At 64.9% G+C, this 24,493-nt stretch carries 25 protein-coding genes; 21 read left to right on the forward strand and 4 right to left on the reverse strand.

Features of this window, described 5'->3' with window-relative positions:
- Positions 1–5: 5 nt before the first annotated feature.
- The 8 genes from J2R80_RS18720 (at position 6) to J2R80_RS18755 (ending at position 7,212) form a co-directional block, all read left to right on the forward strand.
- Positions 6–986, forward strand: coding sequence for a tripartite tricarboxylate transporter substrate binding protein BugD (locus J2R80_RS18720; protein WP_253639099.1), 981 nt, complete (start codon positions 6–8; stop codon positions 984–986).
- A 174-nt stretch (positions 987–1,160) separates the two neighbouring features.
- The gene (locus J2R80_RS18725; protein WP_028332488.1) at positions 1,161–1,955 is read left to right on the forward strand and encodes a thymidylate synthase; all 795 of its coding nucleotides are present in this window, start codon (positions 1,161–1,163) and stop codon (positions 1,953–1,955) included.
- Positions 1,956–1,975: 20 nt separating this feature from the next.
- Positions 1,976–2,461, forward strand: coding sequence for a GNAT family N-acetyltransferase (locus J2R80_RS18730; protein WP_253639100.1), 486 nt, complete (start codon positions 1,976–1,978; stop codon positions 2,459–2,461).
- Entirely contained in the window at positions 2,461–2,973 is a 513-nt protein-coding gene (locus J2R80_RS18735; RefSeq protein ID WP_168857170.1) for a dihydrofolate reductase, read from the forward strand. Before J2R80_RS18730 ends, J2R80_RS18735 begins: the two co-directional genes overlap by 1 nt.
- Before the next feature lie 144 nt (positions 2,974–3,117).
- Positions 3,118–4,257, forward strand: coding sequence for an FtsH protease activity modulator HflK (hflK, locus tag J2R80_RS18740; RefSeq protein ID WP_028342342.1), 1,140 nt, complete (start codon positions 3,118–3,120; stop codon positions 4,255–4,257).
- A complete protein-coding gene (gene hflC, locus J2R80_RS18745) occupies positions 4,254–5,153 on the forward strand; it encodes a protease modulator HflC (RefSeq protein WP_253639101.1) in 900 nt (299 codons plus the stop codon). Before hflK ends, hflC begins: the two co-directional genes overlap by 4 nt.
- A gap of 94 nt (positions 5,154–5,247) precedes the next feature.
- Complete coding sequence (locus J2R80_RS18750; protein ID WP_028332483.1) at positions 5,248–5,448, forward strand: DUF2065 domain-containing protein; 201 nt, start codon at positions 5,248–5,250, stop codon at positions 5,446–5,448.
- 267 nt (positions 5,449–5,715) lie between these two features.
- Positions 5,716–7,212, forward strand: a complete 1,497-nt coding sequence (locus J2R80_RS18755) for a Do family serine endopeptidase (protein ID WP_253589639.1) — start codon at positions 5,716–5,718, stop codon at positions 7,210–7,212.
- A 97-nt stretch (positions 7,213–7,309) separates the two neighbouring features.
- Here the strand turns inward: J2R80_RS18755 and serB are convergent, their stop codons facing one another.
- On the reverse strand, positions 7,310–8,215 hold the full coding sequence (gene serB, locus J2R80_RS18760; RefSeq protein WP_253639102.1) for a phosphoserine phosphatase SerB: 906 nt from the start codon (positions 8,213–8,215) through the stop codon (positions 7,310–7,312).
- Between serB and miaA the strand changes: the two genes are divergently transcribed.
- The 9 genes from miaA to ilvC all read left to right on the forward strand — a co-directional run bounded on the left by miaA (position 8,214) and on the right by ilvC (position 17,806).
- Positions 8,214–9,143, forward strand: a complete 930-nt coding sequence (miaA, locus tag J2R80_RS18765; protein ID WP_253640985.1) for a tRNA (adenosine(37)-N6)-dimethylallyltransferase MiaA — start codon at positions 8,214–8,216, stop codon at positions 9,141–9,143. The genes serB and miaA overlap by 2 nt on opposite strands.
- Positions 9,144–9,585: 442 nt before the next feature.
- Complete coding sequence (locus tag J2R80_RS18770) at positions 9,586–11,361, forward strand: acetolactate synthase 3 large subunit (RefSeq protein WP_168857166.1); 1,776 nt, start codon at positions 9,586–9,588, stop codon at positions 11,359–11,361.
- Positions 11,362–11,507: 146 nt separating this feature from the next.
- Positions 11,508–12,671, forward strand: a complete 1,164-nt coding sequence (locus tag J2R80_RS18775; protein WP_057015126.1) for an IS4 family transposase — start codon at positions 11,508–11,510, stop codon at positions 12,669–12,671.
- A 188-nt stretch (positions 12,672–12,859) separates the two neighbouring features.
- The gene (locus J2R80_RS18780) at positions 12,860–13,846 is read left to right on the forward strand and encodes a threonine dehydratase (RefSeq protein WP_253639103.1); all 987 of its coding nucleotides are present in this window, start codon (positions 12,860–12,862) and stop codon (positions 13,844–13,846) included.
- Between the two features lie 21 nt (positions 13,847–13,867).
- Positions 13,868–14,410, forward strand: a complete 543-nt coding sequence (gene ilvN, locus J2R80_RS18785) for an acetolactate synthase small subunit (RefSeq protein WP_016841057.1) — start codon at positions 13,868–13,870, stop codon at positions 14,408–14,410.
- A 3-nt stretch (positions 14,411–14,413) separates the two neighbouring features.
- Positions 14,414–15,109, forward strand: coding sequence for a class I SAM-dependent methyltransferase (locus tag J2R80_RS18790; protein ID WP_028332477.1), 696 nt, complete (start codon positions 14,414–14,416; stop codon positions 15,107–15,109).
- A gap of 35 nt (positions 15,110–15,144) precedes the next feature.
- Positions 15,145–16,020: an EamA family transporter gene (locus J2R80_RS18795; RefSeq protein ID WP_253639104.1), complete on the forward strand. Its 876-nt coding sequence runs from the start codon at positions 15,145–15,147 to the stop codon at positions 16,018–16,020.
- A 7-nt stretch (positions 16,021–16,027) separates the two neighbouring features.
- Positions 16,028–16,636 (forward strand): LysE family translocator, encoded by a 609-nt coding sequence (locus J2R80_RS18800; RefSeq protein WP_057015047.1) that lies wholly within the window; start codon positions 16,028–16,030, stop codon positions 16,634–16,636.
- Between the two features lie 150 nt (positions 16,637–16,786).
- Positions 16,787–17,806: a ketol-acid reductoisomerase gene (gene ilvC, locus J2R80_RS18805; protein ID WP_253639105.1), complete on the forward strand. Its 1,020-nt coding sequence runs from the start codon at positions 16,787–16,789 to the stop codon at positions 17,804–17,806.
- A 154-nt stretch (positions 17,807–17,960) separates the two neighbouring features.
- Here the strand turns inward: ilvC and J2R80_RS18810 are convergent, their stop codons facing one another.
- Complete coding sequence (locus J2R80_RS18810; protein ID WP_253639106.1) at positions 17,961–19,067, reverse strand: DUF2336 domain-containing protein; 1,107 nt, start codon at positions 19,065–19,067, stop codon at positions 17,961–17,963.
- A gap of 193 nt (positions 19,068–19,260) precedes the next feature.
- Complete coding sequence (locus tag J2R80_RS18815; RefSeq protein WP_253639107.1) at positions 19,261–20,295, reverse strand: adenylate/guanylate cyclase domain-containing protein; 1,035 nt, start codon at positions 20,293–20,295, stop codon at positions 19,261–19,263.
- A gap of 156 nt (positions 20,296–20,451) precedes the next feature.
- On the opposite strand from J2R80_RS18815, the gene J2R80_RS18820 reads away from it, so the two are divergent.
- Both J2R80_RS18820 and J2R80_RS18825 read left to right on the forward strand, forming a co-directional pair.
- Positions 20,452–20,817, forward strand: coding sequence for a lysozyme inhibitor LprI family protein (locus J2R80_RS18820; protein WP_253639108.1), 366 nt, complete (start codon positions 20,452–20,454; stop codon positions 20,815–20,817).
- 28 nt (positions 20,818–20,845) lie between these two features.
- Positions 20,846–21,079 (forward strand): hypothetical protein, encoded by a 234-nt coding sequence (locus tag J2R80_RS18825; protein WP_076824274.1) that lies wholly within the window; start codon positions 20,846–20,848, stop codon positions 21,077–21,079.
- Positions 21,080–21,091: 12 nt separating this feature from the next.
- Here J2R80_RS18825 and J2R80_RS18830 read toward each other — a convergent pair whose 3' ends face one another.
- Positions 21,092–21,712, reverse strand: coding sequence for a hypothetical protein (locus J2R80_RS18830; RefSeq protein WP_253639109.1), 621 nt, complete (start codon positions 21,710–21,712; stop codon positions 21,092–21,094).
- A gap of 108 nt (positions 21,713–21,820) precedes the next feature.
- Between J2R80_RS18830 and J2R80_RS18835 the strand changes: the two genes are divergently transcribed.
- Positions 21,821–22,528: a TetR/AcrR family transcriptional regulator gene (locus tag J2R80_RS18835; RefSeq protein ID WP_057015051.1), complete on the forward strand. Its 708-nt coding sequence runs from the start codon at positions 21,821–21,823 to the stop codon at positions 22,526–22,528.
- Positions 22,529–22,699: 171 nt separating this feature from the next.
- Entirely contained in the window at positions 22,700–24,412 is a 1,713-nt protein-coding gene (locus J2R80_RS18840; RefSeq protein ID WP_057015052.1) for a sulfatase-like hydrolase/transferase, read from the forward strand.
- Positions 24,413–24,493: the final 81 nt, after the last annotated feature.

The raw sequence follows: 24,493 nt of genomic DNA on the forward strand, positions 1-24,493 counted from the left end.
TTGAGATGATGTCCATTCGCTCGCTTGCGGGCGCATGCCTTTCGGCATTTGTAGCGCTCGGCGCTTTCACCGTGCCGGCGCCCGCGCAAAACTATCCGACCCGCACCATCACCATGATCGTGCCGTTCGCAGCCGGCGGCCCGACCGATGTCATCTCGCGCATCGTGACCGCGCACATGGCGCAGACGCTGGGACAGAGCATCGTGATCGAGAACGTGGTCGGCGCCGGCGGCACCACCGCGACGACGCGCGCCGCACGCGCCGCCAATGACGGCTATACGTTGATTACAGGGCATATGGGCACGCACGCCGCCTCCGTGCCGCTCTATCCGAAGCTTGCCTACCACCCGGAAAAGGATTTCGAGCCCGTCGCGCTGCTCGCCGGCACGCCGATCCTGATCCTTGCCCGCAAGGACTTCCCGCCGAAGGATCTCAAGGAATTCGTCGCCTACGTGAAGGCCAATGCCGAGAAGGTCAACGCCGCGCATGCCGGCATCGGCTCGGTCTCGCACGCCTCCTGCGAGCTCCTGAACTCGATCCTCGGCGTCAAACCGGTCGGCGTGCCCTTCAACGGCACCGGCCCGGCCATGAATGCGCTGGTCGCCGGCCAGGTCGACTACATGTGCGACCAGATCGTCAACGCGGTGCCGCAGATCAACGCCGGCACCATCAAGGCCTATGCGGTCGCCACCCCCGAGCGCAACCCGTCGCTGCCCAATGTGCCGACCACGACGGAAGCCGGCTTGCCGGCGTTCCAGGCCCAGGCCTGGAATGCGATTTTCGCGCCGAAGGGAACTTCGCCCGCCATCATCGCCACGTTGAATGCCGCGGCCATCAAGGCGCTTGACGATGAGAACGTCCGCAAGCGCCTGCTCGACCTCGGCAGCGTGATCCCGGCGCCCGCCAACCGTACGCCGGAGGCGCTCGCGACGCTCGTCAAGAACGAGATCGCGAAGTGGACGCCGGTGCTCAAGCCGGCAACTTAATCCAGTACAATCAGGCAGATAGGGCAGGGGCGGGACACGAGTTCCGCCCCTTGTCGTTTGGCGCGGAGTGCTCACTTTTCAGGGTATAATCGGTACGTTCAGCCGAATCAGCGTGCCGACCGGCGGCCTTGGCCGCTACATTGGTCGTTCTCTCGAAAGCCCGAAACAGACGCCATGAACCAGTATCACGACCTGCTCGAACGCATCCTCGCCGACGGTGCCGAGAAGCACGACCGCACCGGCACCGGGACGCTGTCGATCTTCGGTCATCAGATGCGTTTCAACCTCGCGGCCGGCTTCCCGATGCTGACCACCAAGCGGCTGCCGCTGAAGGCGATCGTGCACGAGCTGCTCTGGTTCCTCGCCGGCGACACCAACATCAAATATCTCAACGACAACGGCGTCACGATCTGGGACGAATGGGCCGACGCCAACGGCGACCTCGGTCCGGTGTACGGCTCGCAATGGCGGTCGTGGCCCGCGCCGGATGGCCGTAGCATCGACCAGATCGCTGGCGTGGTCGAGATGATCAAGCGCAATCCGGATTCGCGGCGGCTGATCGTCAGCGCCTGGAATCCGGCCGAGGTCGACAAGATGGCGCTGCCGCCGTGCCATTGCCTGTTCCAGTTCTATGTCGCGAACGGCAAATTGTCCTGTCAGCTCTATCAGCGCTCGGGCGACGTCTTCCTGGGCGTGCCCTTCAACATCGCTTCCTATGCACTACTCACCATGATGGTCGCGCAGGTGACCGGGCTGAAGCCCGGCGATTTCGTGCACTCGCTCGGCGACGCGCACCTCTACTCCAACCATCTCGAGCAGGCGCGCCTCCAGTTGACGCGGCCGACGCGGCCGTTGCCGACGATGGCGATCAATCCGGACGTAAAGGATATCTTCGCGTTCCGCTACGAGGACTTCAAACTCGAAGGTTACGACCCGCATCCGCACATCAAGGCCGAGGTGGCGGTATGAGTTGCGGTCCGAGGGATTGAATGTCGCTGACGATCCGCCGCGCGCGGCCCGATGAGGCCGGACTGGTGTTCTCGCTGGTCCGCGAACTCGCCGAATACGAAAAGCTTCTGCATGAGGTTCACGCCAGCGAGGCCGATATCGCCGAGGCGCTGTTCGGCGCCAACCCACGGCTCTATTGCGACATCGCGGAATGGAACGGCGAGCCTGCCGGCTTCGCGGTCTGGTTCGTCAACTTCTCGACCTTCGCCGGCCGTCACGGCATCTATCTCGAAGACCTCTTCGTGCGTCCGGCGCTGCGCGGCAAGGGCATCGGCAAGGCGCTGCTCGGGCATCTGGCGAAGCAATGCCTCGCCAATGGCTGGTCGCGCCTGCAATGGGCGGTGCTCGACTGGAACGCGCCGTCGATTGCATTCTACAAGTCGCTCGGCGCCGAGATGATGGACGAATGGACGATTTGCCGCGTCTCCGGCGAGGCGCTGTCGACGCTCGCGGAAGGGACGCTCTGATGGAGATCGTGCTCGTCGTAGCGGTCGCCGAGAACGGCGTGATCGGGAGCGACAACGCCATTCCGTGGCGGCTGAAATCCGACCAGCAGCGTTTCAAAGCGATCACGCTCAACAAGCCCGTCGTGATGGGGCGCAAGACCTTCGAATCCCTGCGCAGGCCGCTGCCGGGCCGCACCAACATCGTGGTAACGCGCGATCCCAACTACCGCGCGCGCGGCGCCATCGTCACGACGTCGTTTGACAGCGCCCGCGCCATTGCGCTTGGTGACGCGCTGCGGCGTTTCGCCACTGAGATTGCAATCATCGGTGGCGCGGAAATCTACGCGCAATGGATGGGCACCGCCGATCGCCTTGAGATCACCGAGGTCCATGCCCGGCCGGACGGCGACACGCGGTTCGACAAAATCGATGCGCAGCTGTGGGACGAGGTGGCGCGCGTGCGAAATCCGGCAGGCCCGGACGACAGTGCCGACTTCTCCTATGTGACATATCGTCGGCGCGGCCCGGGTTAACCAATGTTTGCATTGACAATTATGCCCCGGCGCATAGCTCGTCCGGCCAGGAAGCTTGCGTTGTAAGGGCCCTAGCGGTCCCCTATAACCGGGCCGGACATTCGAGGCCGGGCGTCCCGTCCGGACTTGCCGAGGAGATGTTTGATGCCGTGGAAAAATCAAGGCGGGGGGCCCTGGGGCTCGGGTCCGAAAGGGCCATGGGGCACCGGTCCGCAGTCAGCCGGGCCAAGGCCGCCGGATCTTGAGGATCTGCTGCGGCGCGGCCAGGACCGCCTGCAGCAGTGGCTGCCCGGCGGGCATTTCAGCGGCATGGGCGTCGCGCTGGTGCTGGTCGCCGCGCTGGCGATCTGGTTCGCGACCGGCATCTTCCGCGTGCAGTCCGAAGAGCTCGGCGTCGTGCTGCGCTTCGGCAAGTATGTCCGCGATGCGCAGCCGGGCCTGCGCTACCACCTGCCATATCCGATTGAGACAGTGCTGCTGCCGAAAGCGCTGCGCGTCAACACGATCTCGATCGGCATGACGCTGATCGACGATCCCGCTCGCCGCGGCCGCACCATGCGCGACGTGCCGGAAGAGAGCCTGATGCTGACCGGCGACGAGAACATCGTCGACGTCGACTTCACGGTGCTGTGGCGCATCAAGCCGGGTGGAGCCGGCGCCTATCTGTTCAACATCCAGAATCCCGAAGGCACCGTGAAGGCGGTTGCCGAAAGCGCGATGCGTGAGGTGATCGGCCGCTCGCAGATCCAGCCGATCCTGACCGGGGCGCGCAACGTCACCGAGCAGAGCGTCCAGGAGCTGATGCAGAGGACGCTCGATACCTACAACGCGGGCATCCAGATCACGCAGGTGCAGATGCAGAAGGTCGATCCGCCGGCGCAGGTGATCGACGCATTCCGCGACGTGCAGGCGGCGCGCGCCGACCTCGAGCGCAAGCAGAACGAGGCACAGACCTACGCCAACCGGATCGTACCGGAAGCGCGCGGTCGTTCCGCGCAGATCCTCCAGGCCGCCGAAGGCTACAAGGAGCAGGCGGTCGCCGACGCCAAGGGCCAGAGCGCACGCTTCCTGAAAGTCTATGAAGAGTACAAGAAGGCACCCGACGTGACGCGCGAGCGCATCTATCTGGAGACCATGGAAAAAGTGCTCGGCGGCTCCGAGAAGCTGGTTTACGACGGCGGCCCGGGCCAGAACATCGTGCCCTACCTTCCGCTCGGCGAACTGACGCCGCGGCGTCCGGCGGCACCGGCCACGACCGGCCAGCAGCAGGGAGCCACCCGATGAGGTCTCCCGTCACCGGCATTGTGTCCCTGATCATCGTCTTCATTGTGCTCGCCGTCGGCTACAGCTCGGTGTTCGCCGTGCAGCAGACCGAGCAGACCATCGTCCTGCGGTTCGGCGAGCCGGTCGACATCGTCACCGAGCCCGGCCTGCACTTCAAGGCGCCGTGGAATTCGGTGATCAACGTCGACAAGCGCATCCTCGATCTGGAAAACCCGTCGCAGGAGGTGATCGCCTCCGACCAGAAGCGGCTCGTGGTCGACGCCTTCGCGCGCTATCGCATCAAGAATGCATTGCGCTACTACACCAGCGTCGGCTCGATCCAGGCCGCCAATCTGCAGCTGACCACGCTGCTGAACGCAGCGCTGCGCCGCGTGCTCGGCGAGGTCAACTTCATCACCGTGGTGCGTGACGATCGCGAGAAGCTGATGCAGCGGATCCGCGAGCAGCTCGATAGGGAAGCGGACGGATACGGCATCGAGGTCGTCGACGTCCGCATCCGTCGTGCCGACCTGCCGGAGCAGAACAGCCAGGCCGTCTACAACCGCATGAAGACCGAACGTGAGCGCGAGGCGGCCGAGTTCCGTGCCCAGGGCGACCAGAAGGCGCAGGAAATCCGCTCGAAGGCCGACCGCGAAGCGACCGTGATCGTCGCCGAGGCGAACTCGGCCGCGGACCAGACCCGCGGTGCGGGTGACGCCGAGCGCAACCGCCTGTTCGCCGAAGCCTATGGCAAGGACAAGGACTTCTTCGCATTCTATCGCTCGATGACGGCCTATGAGAACGGCCTGCGTTCCAGCGACACGCGTTTCCTGTTGCGGCCGGACTCGGAATTCTTCAGATACTTCGGCGGTGCAAGCGGCAAGTTGCCTGAGGCGGCCGCCGCGCCGAAACAGTAACGTCACGACTTGAACTTCAGGACTTGGCGGCGATGCGGATGACGCTTCGCCGCCGACCAAAAACAACAAGCATCGAGCGGGAGGCTGCCATCCGATGAAGTCCATAGCGTTCGGCGACTTCCTCATCGGGTTGGGAATCCTGTTCGTGCTCGAAGGCATTCTGTTCGCGGCAAGCCCCGCCTGGATGCGCCGGGCGATGAAGAGCGCGCTGGCGACACCCGACAACATCCTGCGCATCGTCGGTATCGGCTCGGCGGTCGCCGGGCTTGTCCTGATCTGGGTGGTGCGAAGATAGTCGCCGCTCCGGAGCATGCGAAGCATGACCGCCAATGCGCGATTGCGCATCGGGGAACCTCGAGATTCCCCAAGGTGCGCAATTGCGTCCCCGGGGTTCAGCCTTGTCGGGCTGCCCCCGGAATGACAGGCAAGACTGAACATATCGTGAGCCTCTCGCCGCCGGTATTTCGCCGAAATGCCCGGGTGAGATGCTTGCGCCGTATGCCTGTTCGGGCGCACTCTATAACTAGCTCATTTGAACCCGTTTGCCTGGAGAAACTCTGACATGACCGCTGCCAGACCAGCCCTGAGCCGTCGCCTCCGCATGATGGGAGCCGCGATCTCGATCGGTGCTGCGAGCATGCTGAGCTCCGTGCCGGCGTTCGCACGCGGTCCTGAAGGCATCGCCGACATCGCCGAGAAGGTGATCGACGCCGTCGTCAACATCTCGACGTCGCAGACCGTCGAGGCCAAGGACCGGACGATGCCGCAGCTGCCGCCGGGCTCGCCGTTCGAGGAATTCTTCGACGACTTCTTCAAGAACCGCCGCGGACCGCCCGGCAAGGGCGGCGACAAGAGCGGTGAGTTCCAGCCGCGCAAGACCAACTCGCTCGGCTCAGGCTTCATCGTCGACACCGCGGGCATCGTCGTCACCAACAACCACGTCATCGCGGACGCCGACGAGATCAACGTCATTCTCAACGACGGCACCAAGATCAAGGCCGAGCTGGTCGGCGTCGACAAGAAGACCGACCTCGCGGTCCTGAAATTCAAGCCGCCGAAGCCGCTCACCGCGGTCAAGTTCGGCGACAGCGACAAGATCCGGCTCGGCGACTGGGTGGTCGCGATCGGCAACCCGTTCAGCCTCGGCGGCACGGTGACCGCGGGCATCGTCTCGGCCAAGAACCGTGACATCAGCCAGGGCCCGTATGACAGCTACATCCAGACCGACGCCGCCATCAACCGCGGCAATTCCGGCGGTCCGCTGTTCAACCTCGATGGCGAGGTGATTGGCGTCAACACGCTGATCATCTCGCCGACCGGCGGTTCGATCGGCCTCGGCTTCGCCGTGCCGTCGAAGACCGTGGCCGGCGTGGTCGACCAGCTGCAGAAATTCGGCGAGCTGCGCCGCGGCTGGCTCGGCGTGCGCATCCAGCAGGTCACCGACGAGATCGCCGACAGCCTCAACATCAAGCCGGCGCGCGGCGCGCTGGTTGCCGGCGTCGACGACAAGGGGCCGGCCAAGCCGGCGGGCATCGAACCCGGCGACGTCGTCGTCAAGTTCGACGGCAAGGACGTCAAGGACCCCAAGGATCTGTCGCGCATCGTTGCCGACACGGCGGTCGGCAAGGAAGTCGACGTCGTCGTCATCCGCAAGGGCAATGAGGAGACCCGCAAGGTCACGCTCGGCCGGCTCGAGGACAATGAGAAGGTTCAGCAGGTCAACGCCAAGTCGAAGGACGACACCGCCGAGAAGCCGGTGACCCAGAAGGCGCTCGGTCTCGACCTCGCCGCGCTGAGCAAGGACCTGCGCACCAAGTACAAGATCAAGGACAGCGTGAAGGGCGTCGTCGTCACCGGCGTCGACGGCAATTCCGATGCCGCCGAGAAGCGGCTGTCGGCGGGCGATGTCATCGTCGAGGTGGCGCAGGAGGCGGTGTCGAGCGCCGCTGACATCAAGAAGCGCGTCGATCAACTCAAGAAGGACGGCAAGAAGTCGGTGCTGTTGCTGGTCTCGAACGGCGACGGCGAACTGCGCTTCGTCGCGCTCGGCGTGCAGTAACATTCACATACGTCATTCCGGGGCGGTCCGCAGGACCGAACCCGGAATCTCGAGATTCCGGGTTCGATGCTTCGCATCGCCCCGGAATGACGGTTTGCTACCCCGCCACGAACTCATCCCGCCGGTAGCCCTGCGCGTACAGCAGCGCGGTGAGATCGCCGTGGTCGATCCGGACCGCGGCCGCGGCCGCGACCGCCGGCTTGGCGTGATAGGCTACGCCGAGGCCCGCAGCCTGGATCATGCCGAGATCGTTGGCGCCGTCGCCCACCACAAGGGTGTCGATCTCGTCGAGATCGAAGGACTCGGTGAGCTCGATCAAGGTGGCGAGCTTGGTGGCGCGGCCGAGGATCGGCTCGACCACCTCACCGGTCAGCTTGCCGTCCACGACCTGCAACTGGTTGGCGCGGTTTTCCTGAAAGCCGACCTTCGCCGCGACCACCTTGGTGAACAAGGTGAAGCCGCCCGAGATCAGGCAGGTATAGGCGCCGTGCGCGCGCATGGTCATGACCAGTTCGCGGCCGCCCGGCGTCAGCGTGATGCGCTTGTCGAGCACCTCGTCGACCACGCTGACCGGCAGTCCCTTGAGCAGCGCCACCCTCTCGCGCAGCGCGGACTCGAACTCGATCTCGCCGCGCATGGCACGCTCGGTGATCGCAGCGACATGGGCCTTGAGCCCGGCGAAGTCAGCGAGCTCGTCGATGCACTCCTGGCCGATCATGGTGGAATCCATGTCGGCCAGAAAAAGCTTCTTGCGCCGGGCGATCCGAGGCTGCAGGACGATGTCGATCGGCAGGTCGCCGCGGGCCTGGCGAACGCGTTCCTCGATCGCCTTGATACCGTCCCTGCTGCTGTCCTCGCTCTCGAACGGAATGTCGGCGGCGACTTCGTTGAACAGCCACTGCGCCGGGCCGGGTGAGGGCAGCACGGCCCGCGCACCGTCGACGATGGTGGAGTCGAGCGCGGGGCTTGCAGGATTGCAGATCAGCGTGGCAACGAGGGACATGCAGGCGCATTCGGGATTGTTGAACAAGGCAGTGCTTATCGCAGGGCCGACCGCCAGCGGCAAGTCGGCGCTGGCGCTCGAACTCGCGCAGCGGACCGGCGGGGTCGTGATCAACACCGACTCCATGCAGGTCTATCGTGACCTCCGGATCATCACCGCGCGGCCGACTGCAGGCGAAGAGGCGCTGGTTCCGCACCGGCTCTATGGCCATGTTGACGCCGGCGTGAATTTCTCCGCTGGCGCCTGGGTGGCCGATGCGGCGAAGGTGCTCGGCGAGGCGCGTGAGCAGGGACGGCTGCCGATCTTCATCGGCGGCTCGGGCCTCTATTTCAAGGCGCTGACGCGCGGCTTGTCGGCGGTGCCGCCGATCCCGGCTGATGTGCGCGACGGCGTGCGCGCACGGCTCGAGCAGCACGGCGTCGAGGCGCTGCATGCCGAGCTTGCAGCGCGCGATCCGGTGTCGGCCGAGCGGCTGAAGCCGCGCGACCGCACCCGCATCGCGCGCGCGCTCGAGGTGGTCGAGGCCACCGGCCGCCCGCTGCCGGACTGGCATCGCGAGGGCCTGCCGCCACTGCTGCCGCCGGGCGATTTTCATGCGCTGTTTCTCGCGCCGGAGCGCGAGAGGCTCTATGCACGGATCGACGCCCGGTTCGGTGTCATGCTCGATGCCGGCGCGCTCGACGAGGTCGTGGCGCTGGCGGCGCGTGGGCTAGATCCGCTGCTGCCGGCGATGAAGGCCCATGGGGTGCCGGCGCTGATCCGGCACCTGAGGGGAGAGATCAGCCGCGAGGAGGCGGCCGAGATCGGCCAGGCCGACACCCGCCATTATGCGAAGCGCCAGTTCACCTGGTTTCGCCATCAGCTCCCGGAATTCGAATGGGTCGAGCCGGATACGGCGGGCAAATGGCTGCGAGAGCAAGTCCCGTAGCCCGGATGGAGCGCAGCGCAATCCGGGGACCGGCCCCTCCGAGCGGAGGCTATCCCGGATTGCGCTGCGCTCCCATCCGGGCTACCGGGCCGGCGGTGCCGCACGCCCGTCAGCCATGCGCGTTCGCCCGCGCAAAAACACTCGCCGAACGAGCGGAACCCCGGTAGAGTACGGAAATCGCGAAAGTGCTTGCCTTGCCTTGACATTCAGGCTTTGGCCGCTATGTTCGCGCAACCTTTGGGAAGACTGGGTCGTATCGTGCGCAACATTATTACCAAACTGCTTATCGCCGTCGTACCCAGGCACACCGCCGGGGATGGCTAGCGGCCATCCAAATTCGGGCGGTGTGCATGGGGCCTCTAGGGCCCCTTTTTATTGCCCGAAGCCGAACTGACGAGAATTGACAAAAGCCGCGCAAAAACAAGCGCATCCGGAGCGAACCATGACCGACAAGAGCCACGATCCCAATCAGATGACCGGCGCCGCGATGATCGTGCGCGCGCTCATCGATCACGGCGTGCAGCATGTCTTCGGCTATCCCGGCGGTGCGGTGCTTCCGATCTACGACGAGATCTTCCAGCAGAGCGAGGTCGAGCACATCCTGGTCCGTCACGAGCAGGGCGCCGGCCATGCCGCCGAAGGCTATGCCCGCTCGACCGGCAAGCCCGGCGTGGTGCTGGTGACGTCGGGCCCCGGCGCCACCAACATGGTGACGCCGCTGACCGACGCGCTGATGGATTCGATCCCGCTGGTCTGCATCACCGGCCAGGTGCCGACCCACCTGATCGGCAACGACGCCTTCCAGGAGTGCGACACGGTCGGCATCACGCGGCCCGCCACCAAGCACAATTGGCTGGTCCGCGACGTCAACGACCTCGCCAGGGTGCTGCACGAGGCCTTCTATGTCGCCACCACCGGCCGGCCCGGCCCGGTCGTGGTCGACGTGCCGAAGGACGTGCAGTTCGCGACCGGCACCTATCATCCGCCGCGCAAGTCGGACGTGCACATCTCCTACACGCCGCGCGTCAAGGGCGACGCGACCCAGATCCGCAAGGCGGTGGCGATGCTCGCCAATGCCAAACGTCCCGTGATCTATTCCGGCGGCGGCGTGATCAATTCGGGTCCTGAGGCCTCGAAACTGCTGCGCCAGTTGGTGGAGGCGACTGGCTTCCCAATCACCTCGACCCTGATGGGGCTGGGCGCCTATCCCGCTTCGGGCCCGAACTGGCTCGGCATGCTGGGCATGCACGGCACCTACGAAGCCAACATGACGATGCATGATTGCGACGTCATGCTGTGCGTCGGCGCGCGCTTCGACGACCGCATCACCGGCCGTACCGACGCGTTCTCGCCGGGCTCGAAGAAGATCCACATCGACATCGACCCGTCCTCGATCAACAAGAACATCCGCGTCGACGTGCCGATCATCGGCGACGCCGGCAACGTGCTCGGCGATTTGCTGCAGGTGTTCAAGGCAGAAGCCAAGAAGCCGGACATCAAGTCGTGGTGGCAGCAGATCGCGCAATGGCGCGCGCGCAACTCGCTGTCCTACCGCAAGAACAACGATATCATCCTGCCGCAATACGCGATCCAGCGCCTGTTCGAGCTGACCCGCGGCAAGGACACCTACATCACGACCGAGGTCGGTCAGCACCAGATGTGGGCCGCGCAGTTCTTCGGCTTCGAGGAGCCGCACCGCTGGATGACCTCGGGCGGTCTCGGCACCATGGGCTACGGCCTGCCGGCCGCGGTCGGCGTGCAGGTGGCGCATCCGGACAGCCTGGTGATCGACATCGCCGGCGACGCCTCGGTGCAGATGACGATCCAGGAGATGTCGACGGCGGTCCAGTTCGAGCTGCCGATCAAGATATTCATCCTGAACAACCAGTACATGGGCATGGTGCGGCAATGGCAGCAGCTGCTGCACGGCAACCGCCTGTCGCATTCCTACTCCGAGGCGCTGCCGGACTTCGTCAAGCTCGCCGACGCCTATGGCTGCGTCGGGCTGCAGGCGACCAAGCCGTCCGATCTCGACGGCGCGATCAAGGAGATGATCTCGATCAAGCGCCCGGTGCTGTTCGATTGCCGCGTCGCCGCGCTGGAGAATTGCTTCCCGATGATCCCGTCCGGCAAGGCGCATAACGAGATGCTGCTGCCGGAAGAGGCGACCGATGAGGCCACCGCGAAGGCCTTCTCCGGTGGCAAGGCGCTGGTGTGATGATGGATCGACGCGGAGCACTCTCTTTTCACCTCGCCCCGCTTGCGCAGGGGTGTCCGGGGAATGATTCACTGTGTCGCGGTGCATGCTCGGCAGGACCGAGGCAAATCGGTCTTTTCTGGTTGTCGAGACACAGAGGGCCGAGCATGCGATATCGCGGTAGCATTTTTGGAAGGCTGCTTGAACCGATCAATCGACGGCAGTTTCAGACGGTTGTGGATCGTCTGGACGGGGATGCCTACGACAAGTCGTTCAGGAGCTGGGATCATCTGGTGGCGCTGATCTATGCCCAGCTTAGCGGCAACAGCAGTCTGCGCGGGGTGGTGACTGGCTTCAACGCCAATTCGCAGCATCACTATCACTTGGGAACCGGCAAGCTGTCGCGCTCGACGTTGTCCGATGCCAATGCCCGCCGTCCGATCGGCATTTTCGCGCAAACCTTTGCGGCGCTGTCGGCGATGGCGCGTCGCCAGCTGCGGAGTGAAGGCATGGAGATGGTGCGTCTGATCGACGCCAGTCCGATCCCGCTCGGCAAGGTCTGCAGTTGGGCGACGTGGAACGGCCGCATCCGCGGCATGAAGCTGCATGTCGTCTACGACCCAAGGAGCGATGTCCCGACCTGCGTCGAGATGACGGCCGCGAACGTCAATGACATCGAGATCGGCCGACAGACCCCAATCCAGCCCGCCACCACCTATGTGTTTGACAAGGGCTATTGCCGTTTCGACTGGTGGCAGAAGATCAATGATAGCAAGGCTTTCTTCGTTACCCGGGCGAAGACGAGCATCCGTCTTCGCTCGCTCAGGCATCGCGCCATCCGCAAGCGTAACGGGGATGGCTTCGAAATCCTTGCCGATGACGAGGTGAAGCTCACCAGCAAGGGCGATTCGCGCCTTCCAATCCCGCTCCGCCGCATCAAGATCAGACGCGAGAAAGGCGGCAAGATCACACTCCTGACCAACGACCTTGCCCGTAGCGCCGTCGAGATCGCCGCCCTCTACAAGAGCCGATGGCAAATCGAGCTGCTGTTCCGCTGGATCAAGCAGCATCTCGATATTCGCAAGTTCCTCGGCGCCAACGACAACGCGATCCGCCTTCAGGTGCTCGCTGCGATGATTGCCTACCTGCTGCTGCGCATCGCCGCTCACACCAACTGCATCAAAATGCTCCCGCTCAGGTTCGCCGAACTCGTCGGCCAGCTCCTGCTCACGCGTCGATCCCTCGCTGCCATCGACAAACCTCCGCCCATCAACCCCAGCCGTCGGAAATCAACCATCTCACCTGACCAGATGGAGCTCCGCTATGCCTGAATTTCCCCGGACACCCCTGCCGCTTGCGGGGAGAGGTCAGATTGCGCGCAAGCGCAATCCGGCTGAGGGGGAGTCTCCGCGAATCCGTCTCTCACCATTGCTCTGGAAGCAGCCCCTCACCCCAACCCTCTCCCCGCAAAGAGCGGGGAGACGGAACTTATCGCGCGCACGGATGGAGGGCGGCTCCCATGTTTGACCTCAACGAGCTTGAGCGCGCGCACCGGATCGTCGGCACCGCAGTGCCGGCGACGCCGGCGCACGCCTGGCCGCTGCTGGCGGAGCGGCTCGGCACCGAGGTCGTGGTCAAGCATGAGAACCACACGCCGACCGGCGCCTTCAAGGTGCGCGGCGGCCTGGTCTATCTCGAACGGCTGAAGCGCGAGCGGCCCGACGTTCCCGGCATCATCTCGGCGACGCGCGGCAATCACGGCCAGAGCCTGGCGTTCGCGGCAGGGCGTCAGGGCGTGTCGGCGACGATCTACGTGCCGCGCGGCAACTCGGTCGAGAAGAACCGCGCCATGCACGCGTTCGGGGCCGAGCTTGTCGAGCACGGCGACGACTTCCAGGCCGCGCGGGAAGAGGCCGAGCGCCGCGCCCAATTCGCCGGCCTGCACATGGTGCCGTCGTTCCACCCGGACCTCGTGCTGGGTGTCGCGACCTACGCGCTCGAACTGTTCCGTACCGCGCCCGATCTCGACATTCTCTATGTGCCGATCGGGCAGGGCTCCGGCATCTGCGGCTGCATCATGGCGCGCGACCTGCTTGGGCTGAAGACCGAGATCGTCGGCGTGCAGTCGACCGAGGCGCCGTCCTATGCGCTGTCGTTTGCGGCCGGAAAGATCGTCACCACCGAGTCCAGCAACACCCTTGCCGACGGCATGGCGACGCGGATTCCGGACGCGGATGCGTTCGCGCTGATCCGCAAGGGTGCCTCCCGCATCGTGCAGGTCAGCGACGACGAGGTCGGGCAGGCGATCCGCGCCTACTGGACCGACACCCACAATCTCGCCGAGGGCGCGGGCGCTGCGGCGCTCGCGGCCGCGCTGCAGGAAAAGAACAGGCTCGCCGGCAAGCGGGTCGGCCTGATCCTGAGCGGCGGCAATATCGATTTCGATCTGTTCCGGACCTGGATCGGAACGGATGCTGCGCCGGCCGCCGAGCGGGCGGTGGCGTGAACAGAATGTAAGGGGACGACCATGAACCAGCCCGCATCCGCCTATTTCCTCGAAGAGCGTCACGATCCCAACGAGACGCATACTTTGTCCGTGCTCGTGCAGAACGAGCCCGGCGTGCTCGCGCGCGTGATCGGCCTGTTCTCCGGCCGCGGCTACAACATCGAGAGTCTCACCGTCTCGGAGACGGAGAGCCAGAAACATCTCTCGCGGATCACGATCGTCACCACCGGCACGCCGATGGTGATCCAGCAGATCAAGCATCAGCTCGACCGCATGATCCCGGTCTACCGCGTCGTCGACATGACGCTGACCGGCAGCTCGATCGAGCGCGAGCTTGCGATGGTCAAGGTGCGGGGCGGTGGCGATCACCGCGTCGAGGCGCTGCGGCTGGCGGACGCGTTCCGCGCCCGGGTGATCGACGCCACGACCGAGAGCTTCGTGTTCGAGATCACGGGCAATTCGTCCAAGATCAGTCAGTTCATCGACCTGATGCGTCCGCTTGGCCTGGTCGAAGTGTCACGAACCGGGGTGGCCGCGATCACGCGTGGGCCGGAAGGGATGTGAGTCATGTTGGCGCGCGACTGGTACTATACGCAACGGCGGCAGGTCGGTCTCGATACCGCGGTGGCCTCGATCTATGACGTCAGCGAGGACAGCGATGTCCGTGCCCGCCAGGCGCTGACCATGCTCGGCGTCAAGCCGGGCTGGCGGATCGCCGATATCGGCTGCGGCAACGGCGTGCTGGCCACCGAGGCGGCGTTGATGGGCGCCGAGGTCGACGCCATCGACATCTCGCCGGCGATGATCGGGCTTGCCGAAATCTATGCGCGCGACCGCAAGGCGAAGATCCGGACCCAGCCGGCCGGCCTGCTGTCGTTCGCCTACCAACCGAATTCCTACGACCTCATCGTCAGCGAGTTCACGCTGCACCATCTGCCGGACTTCTGGAAGGCGGTGGCGCTGTCGCGAATCTTCAACGCGTTGAAGCCCGGCGCGAACTTCTACCTGCGCGACATGGTGTTCGTCGGCATGCCCGACGGTGTCGATCGCGATGTCGAAGGATGGGCCGACTTCTCGATCAAGAATCACGGCTTCGAGCGCGAAAGCGTGATCACCCATATGCGCGACGAATACTCGACCTTCGGCTGGGTGATGGAGCGCATGCTGACCGAGACCGGTTTCACGCTGGTCTCCGTTGATTACCACGCGCCGCTGCACGGCACCTATCTGCTGCGTAAACCGAAGCCCGACGAACAGATCTAGATCCCGACCGAAACGGAAGCACAAGAAGAACAACAATGAAGCCGGCCGATGTTGGCATCGCCGTCATGGTCGCGGTGATCTGGGGGCTTGCGTTCGTCGCAAGCCGGATCGCGCTCGATGAGTTCTCGCCGGAGCTGATGACGACGCTGCGCTTCGCCATCGCCGCGCTGCCGTGCCTGTTCCTGCGCAAGCCCGGCGTTTCCTGGCCGCTTCTGATCGCGATCAGCTCAACGCTGTTCCTCGGCCAGTTCCTCGCACAGGCCTTTGCGATCGCGCATGGCGTTCCGGTCGGGCTTTCCAGCGTGATCGTGCAGAGCCAGGCGCTTTTCACCATCGCCTTCGCCGCCCTGGCCTTCGGGGAAATCCCGACACGGAGCCAGGCAATCGGCATCGCGATCGCCGCGCTCGGCCTGCTGATGATCTGCGGGACGGTCGGCTACGACTTCAGCGTCGCCGCGTTTGCGATCATCATGATCTGCCCGATCAGCTTCGCGATCGGCAATCTTCTCCTGCGGCAGGCGAACGGCGCGCCGATGTTCGATCTGTTCGCCTGGCTCTGCCTGTTCGCCGCGGTGCCGCTTGCGGTGCTGACCTTGATCACGAACGGCCCGCAGCCGACCTGGCATGCGCTGACCCACATGTCGCTGACCGGGCTCGTCTGCATGCTCTGCCTCGGCGGCATCTCGACCAGCATCGCCTACTGGCTGTGGGGCCGGCTGCTGCGGGATTATCCGGCGGCGCAGGTGGTGCCGTTCGCGCTGCTGGTGCCGTTCGTCGGCTCCGCCGCGTCGAGCATCGTGTTCGGCGAGACATTCGGGCCGCTGCGGCTGGCCGGCATGGTCACCGTGATCGCCGGCATCGCCGTGATGCTGCTGTCGAAGCGGCCAAAAGCTCTGCCGAAAGTCGCGTGAGGGCACCATGTCGAATTCGCTGCTGTTCGCCTTTGTCGTGTTCGCGGTCGTGATGTTCTTCACGCCGGGCCCCAACAACATCATGCTGCTGTCGTCGGGGCTGACCTACGGCTTCCGCCGTACAGTGCCCCACATCGCCGGCATCACGGTCGGCTTCGCCTTCATGGTCGGCGCGGTCGGCGTCGGGCTGGGGACCGTCTTCATCGCCTATCCGGTGCTGCAGACGATCCTGAAATATGGCGGCGTCGCCTACCTGATCTATCTCGCCGCCGTCATCGCCATGGCCGAGCCGCCCTCGGCGGACAAGGACGACAGGGGCGGCCGCGGCCCGATGACGTTCTGGGGCGCCGCCATGTTCCAGTGGATCAATGCCAAGGGCTGGGTGATGGTGATCGGCACCATCACGGCCTATGCGGCAATTGCCGCCTTTCCCTGGAACATCGCGATCCAGGTCGGCCTGAGCCTGATCCTGGGCACGGTGTCCTGCGTCGTCTGGGCGCTGTTCGGGACCGCCCTGCGGCCGATCCTGACCTCGCCCCGGGCGATCCGCGCCTTCAATGTGGTGATGGCCATCCTGCTGCTGGCCTCGCTCTACCCGGTCTTCATGGACGCATGATGCCGCACCGCGCCATGCGAGATGAGGGTTTCCCCTGAGGGGGAAAATGCTCTAGACAACGCCGGAAATTCGCGGGCGCCCGGCGGTTCTGACCTTCCGAAAGCCTGATTCATCGGCCGATTTTGGCCCCCTTCAAACGAGGAAACCACGATGCGAGTTTACTACGATCGCGATGCCGACCTGAACCTGATCAAGGGCAAGAAGGTCGCCATCGTCGGCTACGGCAGCCAGGGCCACGCCCACGCGCTGAACCTGAAGGATTCGGGCGTCAAGGAAGTGGCGATTGCGCTGCGCAAGGGTTCGGCCTCGGCCAAGAAGGCCGAGAACGCCGGCTTCAAGGTGATGGAAGTCGCCGAAGCCGCCAAGTGGGCCGACCTCGTCATGATGCTGACCCCGGACGAGCTGCAGGGCGACATCTATCGCGAGCACCTGCACGACAACATGAAGAAGGGCGCGGCGCTCGTGTTCGCCCACGGCCTCAACGTGCACTTCAACCTGCTCGATCCGCGCGCCGACCTCGACGTGCTGATGATCGCGCCGAAGGGCCCCGGCCACACCGTGCGCTCGGAATACCAGCGTGGCGGCGGCGTGCCCTGCCTGATCGCGATCGCCAAGGATTCGTCGAGCAACGCCCATGACCTCGGGCTCAGCTATGCCTCGGCGATCGGCGGCGGCCGCGCCGGCATCATCGAGACCACCTTCAAGGAAGAGTGCGAGACCGACCTGTTCGGCGAGCAGGTGGTGCTCTGCGGCGGCCTGGTCGAGTTGATCAAGGGCGGCTACGAAACCCTGGTCGAGGCCGGCTACGCGCCCGAGATGGCCTATTTCGAGTGCCTGCATGAAGTGAAGCTGATCGTCGACCTGATCTATGAAGGCGGCATCGCCAACATGAACTACTCGATCTCCAACACCGCCGAATACGGCGAGTACGTCACCGGTCCGCGCATCGTCACGGCCGAGACCAAGGCGGAGATGAAGCGCGTGCTGGCCGACATCCAGGGCGGCAAGTTCGCCCGCGACTGGATGCTGGAGAACAAGGTCAACCAGACCTCGTTCAAGGCCACCCGCGCCAAGCTCGCCGCGCATCCGATCGAGGAAGTCGGTGCCAAGCTGCGCGACATGATGCCCTGGATCAAGAAGGGCGCGCTCGTCGACAAGAGCAAGAACTGACAGGCGAGGCCTGTCATTCCGGGGCGGTCCGCAGGACCGAGCCCGGAATCTCGAGATTCCGGGTCCGCCTCTTCGAGGCGCCCGGAATGACGCTGTGATGAAAAAGGGTGGGCGCGTTGCCCACCCTTTGTCTTTGTCGCAGAGGCGCGGAGGCCTAGCCGGCCGCCATCGGCTGCTTCTCGATCCTGTTGTGCAGCTGCCAGAACCGCACCGTCCGCTGCGCGGTTTCCAGCGAGAGCCGGCGGTAATCGCGCTGCGCGATCTCGAGCGTCGCATTGTCGAGCGGCAGCGGCAGCGGCCGCTTGCGCAGGATGCTTTCGACCGTCGGCCAGTTGAGCCGTGCCGAGCGGCACGGGATCAGGATCAGGTCGGAGCGGAGGCCGAGCATCAGCCGTTCGATCATCGCGATCGGCATGTCGTTGAGCACGGCGAGCGCGACCGTGACCTCGTCGAGCTTGCCCTCTTCGGCGAATTTGTAGACGGCCGCATCGTCAAGTTCGTTCAGCTGCTTCATCAGCTTGACCAGCTCTTCGGCGATGCCGTAGTTGCGGCGCGGCGCCGCGGCCTCTTCCTGGGCGATGTCGTTCAGCACCTGGCTGATCTCTTCGCGCGCCCGGGGCGAGGCGATCGAGAGCAGGCGGGCGCGCACCGTATCCTTGGCGCGCTGCAGCAGGTCGCGCAGCAGCTTGGCCGGAATGTCGATGCGCAGCCCGAGGATCTCGACCAGCTCGTCGTCGCCTTCGGCGCGGGCGACGATGCTGGAATAGCCGTTGTCGGAGAACTGCGCGCCGGCGTTCTTGGCGAGACGCCGGATCACCTTGTCCTCGCCGCGGTCGATGATCACGTCGGTGACGGAAGGCGGCAGGTTTTCCCGCGCGGAGATCGCGAACAGGTGGTCCTGGCCCTTGCTGCTCGCGATCTCGCGCAGGGCGTCGTTCGAAAGGCGGCCGGAGTGGGTCAGCACGTCGCCGGCGACGCTGATGTCGTCGTCCCAGGCGAGGTGCTGAATCACCTCGAACGGCGCATAGTCGAGCGGGGCGAGCCGCTTGCTGAGCTCGGCCCGCGCACGGGTCTCGACGCGCGCGACCAAGAGGCAGAGCACGTCGTCGAACACCTTGACCTGTTCATCGTTGAGGCGGTCGCCGTCGTTCAGGAACAGATCGGTGACCTGCCGCAGCGTCTGCACACGCTTGGCCGATGTCCCGTCCCGGACCGCATCCTCGAGTTCGGCAATAATCGATTGTGACGCCTGTTGCGCCATCGATGGGCAACCTTGTTTTTGTTGAATGACATCTGTCTGCACACCATGCGGGGCGCGGTCTTACACCTGCGTTAAGGTGGAACCCGGTGCAAATACGGTGTGCGTCGCATCCTTAACAGGCTGCGACCGGACTCGATTCAATGCGCGCTTTCGGCTCAGCGGAAGCTGATGCCGGTGCATTTTAAGAGATCGTTTAGGACGATACGCGCCGCGCGACGGAAAAGATGTCGATCGAGGCGGCACGTCCGCGCAGTTGCGTCGAGCCGAGCGGCTCGACGACCAAATCCCGGTCCGGCGGCAGCAGGTGCAGCAAGTCGCCCGATACCAGCAGCGGACGGCCGGCCTCCTTGCAATGCTCCTGCAGCCGCGCCGTGACGTTCACGGTGTCGCCGAAATAGGCGATCTGCCGCCGCGAGTCCCCGCATTCCGCGATGACGACCGGACCGGCATGCATCCCGGCCCTAAACGCGGGCACCACGCCGAACTCCTTGCGATATTGATCGGCCCGCTTGGCGAGGCGATCCTCGATCGCGAACACGCAATCGAGATACCGCCGCCATCGCCCGTCGGCATTGGCCGGCCAGGTCACGATCACTTCGTCGCCGACATAGGCGTGGACTTCGCCGCCGTGCGACACGATCGGCTCGTCGATGTCGAAGAAGAAGCGCGTCAGCAATTCCTGCACGCGCAGCTCGCCCATCGATTCCGCTAGCGTCGTCGAGCCGACCAGGTCGAGGAACAGCAGCACGCGCTCCTCGCGCACCGGCTGCCGATAGCGTCCGAGCACGATGCTGAGCAGCGTGTGCCCGCCGATCATCCGGACCAGCTCGTAGATCGTCGTGATCGGGATCGACAGCAGCAGGCCGACGCCAATGATCTTCAGGAAGGTTTCGCGCATCCACTTGGCTTCGAGCCCATGCCCGTAAAGCACGATTTCCAGCACGATCGCGGCGGCCGCAACGGTGACGGCGAGGATCACAGAGCGGCCGATCAGCTCGACGATGAGTGATTGCCGTCGCAGCCAGCCACCACGTGCGGCCAGATAGAGATGCGTCGCCCAGACGATCACCGTGAGGGCTGCGCCGTCGAGGGCGCTGCGCACATAATTCGAGACGGAGGCCTCGTCGGACTCATCGAACGCATAGCGAAACAGCCCACCGACGAGCAGGCCGAACACCGCCAAGACGATCACAGGCGTCACGGCGCGCCGCATGGTCCCTCCATGCATATGAAATATCCTGCGCGGACCGGGAAGGCCAGCTGCGGCGCGACCGGCGGTGGACGGGATGCATCGCGGCGGCACTCATGTATGCTGCGACGACAGGATCGATCGAACAGGGAAAGTGGCATGACATCGGCTGTCACCACAGGCGCGTGCAGGCTCATGGCCGTTCTGACGGCCGTCTTCATCGCCTTCACCCCGCCGGTTGCCCGCGCCGGCGATCAGAGCGTTGGCGAGCCATCCTGCGACGGCGGCACCTACCAGATGGTCGAATGCCTCAAGGCCAAGACCGCGCAGTGGGACAAGCGGATGAACGTCGCCTACCAGAAGGCGTTGAAGGATGCCGCCGACGACAAGCAGCGCGAACAGCTGCGCACCGCGCAGCGGCTATGGGTCCAGTATCGTGACGCCAACTGCCTGTATTACGACCTCGGCGAGGGCACTATCGCCCGGCTCGATGCGGGCGAATGCATGCGCAGCATGACCGAAGCCCGCGCTAAGGAACTGGAGAATCTTGGCCATCAGTGAGCCATCTTCCGGAGTCAGGACCGAGGTCATGACTGATGGAAAGAGCCAGGACGAATTGACCCGGCTTGCGGATGAGGCGTTGCGCGCCCAGCCCGGCTGTGAGACCGCGCGCGTGCCGGCGATCGCCGGGCTGCCAGATGCGCAGATCGGACGCAACTGGGAGATTCCGAACGTCGTGCTCGGCGACAGCCTGATCAGCGACGTCGACCGCGCGGTGCTATCGGTTCATCGCCAGCTCGGCCGCAAGTTTCACCTGGTGTAAGGTGGCCCGATCTTAGCTCGCCTGCGCCTGACGTGGCGCGGGCCGGCCGGCCATGCTGATCATCCTGAGCGCGAACACCGCAGCGAGCGGCACGAGGAATAGCGCGTAGAGCGGCATCTCGGGAATCCGCTTGCCGAACGAGACCATGAACTGCAGCAGCAGATAATAGCCGCCGATCAGATGCAGCCTGCGCCAGGCGCGCGGGCCGAGCAGTGCAGCCGTGCGATCGAACGAAGTCGCGGTCAGCGCGATGATGGCGAGATAGCCGATACCGCCGAAGACGTAGGAGACGATCGAGGTCGCGGCCGCAAAGCCGGGCGGATCGAGCATCGCGAAGGCGGCGATCGCGACCGCATGGATGGCGTGCGAGGCCGCGAAGGTGACGCCCAAATAACGGCGGTTGCGGCGCTGCCAGTGCGTCCAGGCGTTCGGCCACAGCCGCGCCAGCGCCGCCGCCGAGAAGGCGAGGCAGAAGAACAAGAGCGAGGTCCGCGCCGTGAAGCGGATCACCATCCGCACGCCCTCGACCTCGAACTGCCGCATGGCGGCGATCCAGATCGAAAGCCCGATCAGGGTGAGCGTGAGCAGGCCAAACAGCCGCCAGCCCTCGAACCAGTTGCGATGCGTCGCCATATCCCGCCTCCCGTTTATGTAATCACCCAGTTACATTTCGTGCCCGCGCGCGGTCAATCCGTGTAATCATCGCTTACATTCACAAGCGGGTGATGCTAGAGGATCGCCATGCGCCGCCCCGCCAAAAGCCCGCCCACCGGCCGCCGGCCCGCCAAGCCGCGTCCGGTCGCGACGCGGGCGCAGGCGGCCAGGCCGTATCACCACGGCGATCTCCGCCGGGTCCTGATCGATGCCGCCATGCAACTGGTCGGCGAGGGCGGGCCGGAGGCGGTCAGCGTCCGCGAGGCCGCGCGCCGCGCCGGGGTCTCGCCGGGCGCGCCGTTCCGGCATTTCCCGAGCCGGGACGCGCTGATGAATGCGGTGGCGGAGGAGGCGCAACGCCGCTTTCGCGCCGAGATCGAGGCGGCGTTGGCCGAGGCGCCGTCAGGTGATCCGCTCGGCCGCTTCCGCCATCTCGGGATCGCCTATCTGCGCTGGGCGATGAAGAACCCGACCCATTTCGAGATCATCTCCAGCCGCCGCTTCTTCGACCACGACCGCTCTGCGGCCGTCTCCGGCGACAATGCCGAGTTGATCGGCCTGACCGAGCGCACGCTGGCGGAGGCATTTTCAGCTGGCCAACTCGGGACGCGCGACCTCAGGCAGGTCCAGATCGCCGGCCGCGCGCTGGTCTATGGCTTCGCGCGGATGCACATCGACGGTCATTTGCCGCGCTGGGGTGTCGGCGATGCGGAGGTCGAGCAGATGGCTGCCGACATCGTCGATCTCTTCATCGCGGGTATCGCGAGCCACGCCGCGCCGGCCGCCAAAGTTTAAGGCACGCGCACTGCCTGCCGCGTCCAGGCTTGGGCAGGCAAATTCATTGCGCGTTCATGACGATTCAATTACGGTTTTGTGACGCGGCCCAGACACCGGCTGTGCCGCATGCCTCCTGGCCGTTGCCAGTCAAGGCGGTGGCATTGCGCCGGGTTGTATTGCGTCCCGCCCATGGCGCCCGCGCCTCAGCAGAACTCCTCCGTTGCCGCACTGGCCGGCGGTCTTGCCGCGCTTGGCATCTGGCGGTTGATGGCGGTCGCGGCACCGCATTTCGGCGCGCTGATTCTGATGCTGCGCACCGAGACCGATTTCGGCTCGCGGCTTTGCTTCCTGCTCACCTGGGGAATCCTGAACTTCCTGTTCATCGCGCTGCTGCGCCGGCCGGCGCTGTCGGGCGCGCTGTCGCTGACACTGGTCGTGGTCTTGGTGCTGCTGTCGCGCTTCAAGCACGACGTGGTGCAGATGACCGCGAACTTCGTCGACCTGATGGTGATCGACCGCGACACCGCGGCGTTCCTGCTGACGATCTTCCCGAGCCTGCGCTGGTCGATCATCGGCGCCGGCCTCGTCACGCTGCCCCTGATGTACGCGCTGTGGTGGCTCGATCCGTTCCGCATTCGCCGGCTGCCGGCTGCGGCGGCCTGCCTCGCCTGCACCGCGGCGCTCTCGGGTTATGCCTTCGCCTGGCCGGATGAAGCCTGGCGCGGCTATTACGACGACGGCTACCTCTCGAAGTTCGCGCGCTCCGGCGTCACGGCCGTGTCCGATTTCGTCGCCTACGGCTTTATGGAGTCGGATCCGACCGCGAGCGATCAGCTCAAGATGCCCCTGGTCGATGCCTGTCATCCCGCCGGGCGGCGGCCGAACATCATCATGATCCATGATGAATCGAGTTTCGACATCCGCGCCGCCTCCGGCGTCAAGGTGCCGCCGGGCTATGGCAGCCAGTTCAAGTCCTACGACGGCGTCGCGCGCAAATTCCTTGCCGAGAGCAATGGCGGGCCGAGCTGGTTCACCGAGTACAACGTGCTTGCGGGATTGTCCTCGCGCTCGTTCGGCCGGTTCTCCTATTTCGTCACCCGCATCGCATCGGGGCGCGTGGAGCGCGGCCTGCCGTTGGCGCTGCGCCGCTGCGGCTACGACACGCTCTCGCTCTATCCCGCATTCGGCGCCTTCATGAGCGCGCGCAACTTCCAGACCACGACCGGCATCCAGCGCTTCTACGACGCGCATGACCTGCATGCGAAGGATGTCGAGCCCGACAGCTTCTTCTACGACAAGGCGCTGAAGCTGATGGCCGAGCAGAAGACGTCAGGCACGCCGCTGTTCGCCTTCGTCTATCTCGCCGCCAATCATTTCCCCTGGGAAACCAAATTCCGTCCCGAGTTGCTGCCGTCGTGGAAGCGGCCGGGCAATACGCCCGCGGTCGACGAATATCTGCGCCGGCAGGCGATGAGCGCTGGCGACTATGCCGGCTTCGTCGCGGCGCTGAAGAAGAAGTTTCCGGCGCAGCCTTTCCTGATCGTGCGTTACGGCGATCATCAGCCGGAATTCTCGCCGCAGCTGCTCGATCCCGATCTCGACGAGGCCGGCATCGGCAAGAAGCTGATGGATTACGATCCGCGCTATTACGCGACCTACTATGCGATCGACGCCGTCAACTTCGAACCCGTGAAGAGCCCGGCGGTGATGGACACGATCGACGCCGCCTATCTGCCGCTGGTGATTCAGGAAGCCGCGGGCATTCCGCTCGACCCGTCGTTCGAGGAGCAGAAGGCGATCATGCTTCGCTGCAACGGCGCATTCTATTCCTGCAAGGACGGCGCAGAAGCACGCCGCTTCAATCGCCTGTTGATCGACGCGGGGATCATCAAGGGATTGTGAGACGTCGTCATTGCGAGGAGCGTAGCGACGAAGCAATCAATCTTTCCTCGCATGCGGAGAGGTGGATTGCTGCGCTTCGCT

The organism is Bradyrhizobium sp. USDA 4541, assembly GCF_024171085.1.
GTDB classification, from domain to species: Bacteria; Pseudomonadota; Alphaproteobacteria; order Rhizobiales; family Xanthobacteraceae; genus Bradyrhizobium; species Bradyrhizobium australafricanum.

Bases quoted from the DNA above. Each gene is read 5' to 3' on its own strand.
- J2R80_RS18840 (WP_057015052.1), top strand. From the start codon at position 22,700: ATGGCGCCCGCGCCTCAGCAGAACTCCTCCGTTGCCGCACTGGCCGGC.
- J2R80_RS18795 (WP_253639104.1), top strand. From the start codon at position 15,145: ATGAAGCCGGCCGATGTTGGCATCGCCGTCATGGTCGCGGTGATCTGG.
- hflK (WP_028342342.1), top strand. From the start codon at position 3,118: ATGCCGTGGAAAAATCAAGGCGGGGGGCCCTGGGGCTCGGGTCCGAAA.
- J2R80_RS18750 (WP_028332483.1), top strand. From the start codon at position 5,248: ATGAAGTCCATAGCGTTCGGCGACTTCCTCATCGGGTTGGGAATCCTG.
- J2R80_RS18755 (WP_253589639.1), top strand. From the start codon at position 5,716: ATGACCGCTGCCAGACCAGCCCTGAGCCGTCGCCTCCGCATGATGGGA.
- J2R80_RS18820 (WP_253639108.1), top strand. From the start codon at position 20,452: ATGGCCGTTCTGACGGCCGTCTTCATCGCCTTCACCCCGCCGGTTGCC.
- J2R80_RS18725 (WP_028332488.1), top strand. From the start codon at position 1,161: ATGAACCAGTATCACGACCTGCTCGAACGCATCCTCGCCGACGGTGCC.
- J2R80_RS18790 (WP_028332477.1), top strand. From the start codon at position 14,414: ATGTTGGCGCGCGACTGGTACTATACGCAACGGCGGCAGGTCGGTCTC.
- J2R80_RS18835 (WP_057015051.1), top strand. From the start codon at position 21,821: ATGCGCCGCCCCGCCAAAAGCCCGCCCACCGGCCGCCGGCCCGCCAAG.
- J2R80_RS18770 (WP_168857166.1), top strand. From the start codon at position 9,586: ATGACCGACAAGAGCCACGATCCCAATCAGATGACCGGCGCCGCGATG.
- hflC (WP_253639101.1), top strand. From the start codon at position 4,254: ATGAGGTCTCCCGTCACCGGCATTGTGTCCCTGATCATCGTCTTCATT.
- J2R80_RS18730 (WP_253639100.1), top strand. From the start codon at position 1,976: ATGTCGCTGACGATCCGCCGCGCGCGGCCCGATGAGGCCGGACTGGTG.
- J2R80_RS18775 (WP_057015126.1), top strand. From the start codon at position 11,508: ATGCGATATCGCGGTAGCATTTTTGGAAGGCTGCTTGAACCGATCAAT.
- J2R80_RS18810 (WP_253639106.1), bottom strand. From the start codon at position 19,067: ATGGCGCAACAGGCGTCACAATCGATTATTGCCGAACTCGAGGATGCG.
- miaA (WP_253640985.1), top strand. From the start codon at position 8,214: ATGCAGGCGCATTCGGGATTGTTGAACAAGGCAGTGCTTATCGCAGGG.
- J2R80_RS18735 (WP_168857170.1), top strand. From the start codon at position 2,461: ATGGAGATCGTGCTCGTCGTAGCGGTCGCCGAGAACGGCGTGATCGGG.
- serB (WP_253639102.1), bottom strand. From the start codon at position 8,215: ATGTCCCTCGTTGCCACGCTGATCTGCAATCCTGCAAGCCCCGCGCTC.
- ilvC (WP_253639105.1), top strand. From the start codon at position 16,787: ATGCGAGTTTACTACGATCGCGATGCCGACCTGAACCTGATCAAGGGC.
- J2R80_RS18800 (WP_057015047.1), top strand. From the start codon at position 16,028: ATGTCGAATTCGCTGCTGTTCGCCTTTGTCGTGTTCGCGGTCGTGATG.
- ilvN (WP_016841057.1), top strand. From the start codon at position 13,868: ATGAACCAGCCCGCATCCGCCTATTTCCTCGAAGAGCGTCACGATCCC.
- J2R80_RS18825 (WP_076824274.1), top strand. From the start codon at position 20,846: ATGACTGATGGAAAGAGCCAGGACGAATTGACCCGGCTTGCGGATGAG.
- J2R80_RS18815 (WP_253639107.1), bottom strand. From the start codon at position 20,295: ATGCATGGAGGGACCATGCGGCGCGCCGTGACGCCTGTGATCGTCTTG.
- J2R80_RS18830 (WP_253639109.1), bottom strand. From the start codon at position 21,712: ATGGCGACGCATCGCAACTGGTTCGAGGGCTGGCGGCTGTTTGGCCTG.
- J2R80_RS18780 (WP_253639103.1), top strand. From the start codon at position 12,860: ATGTTTGACCTCAACGAGCTTGAGCGCGCGCACCGGATCGTCGGCACC.
- J2R80_RS18720 (WP_253639099.1), top strand. From the start codon at position 6: ATGATGTCCATTCGCTCGCTTGCGGGCGCATGCCTTTCGGCATTTGTA.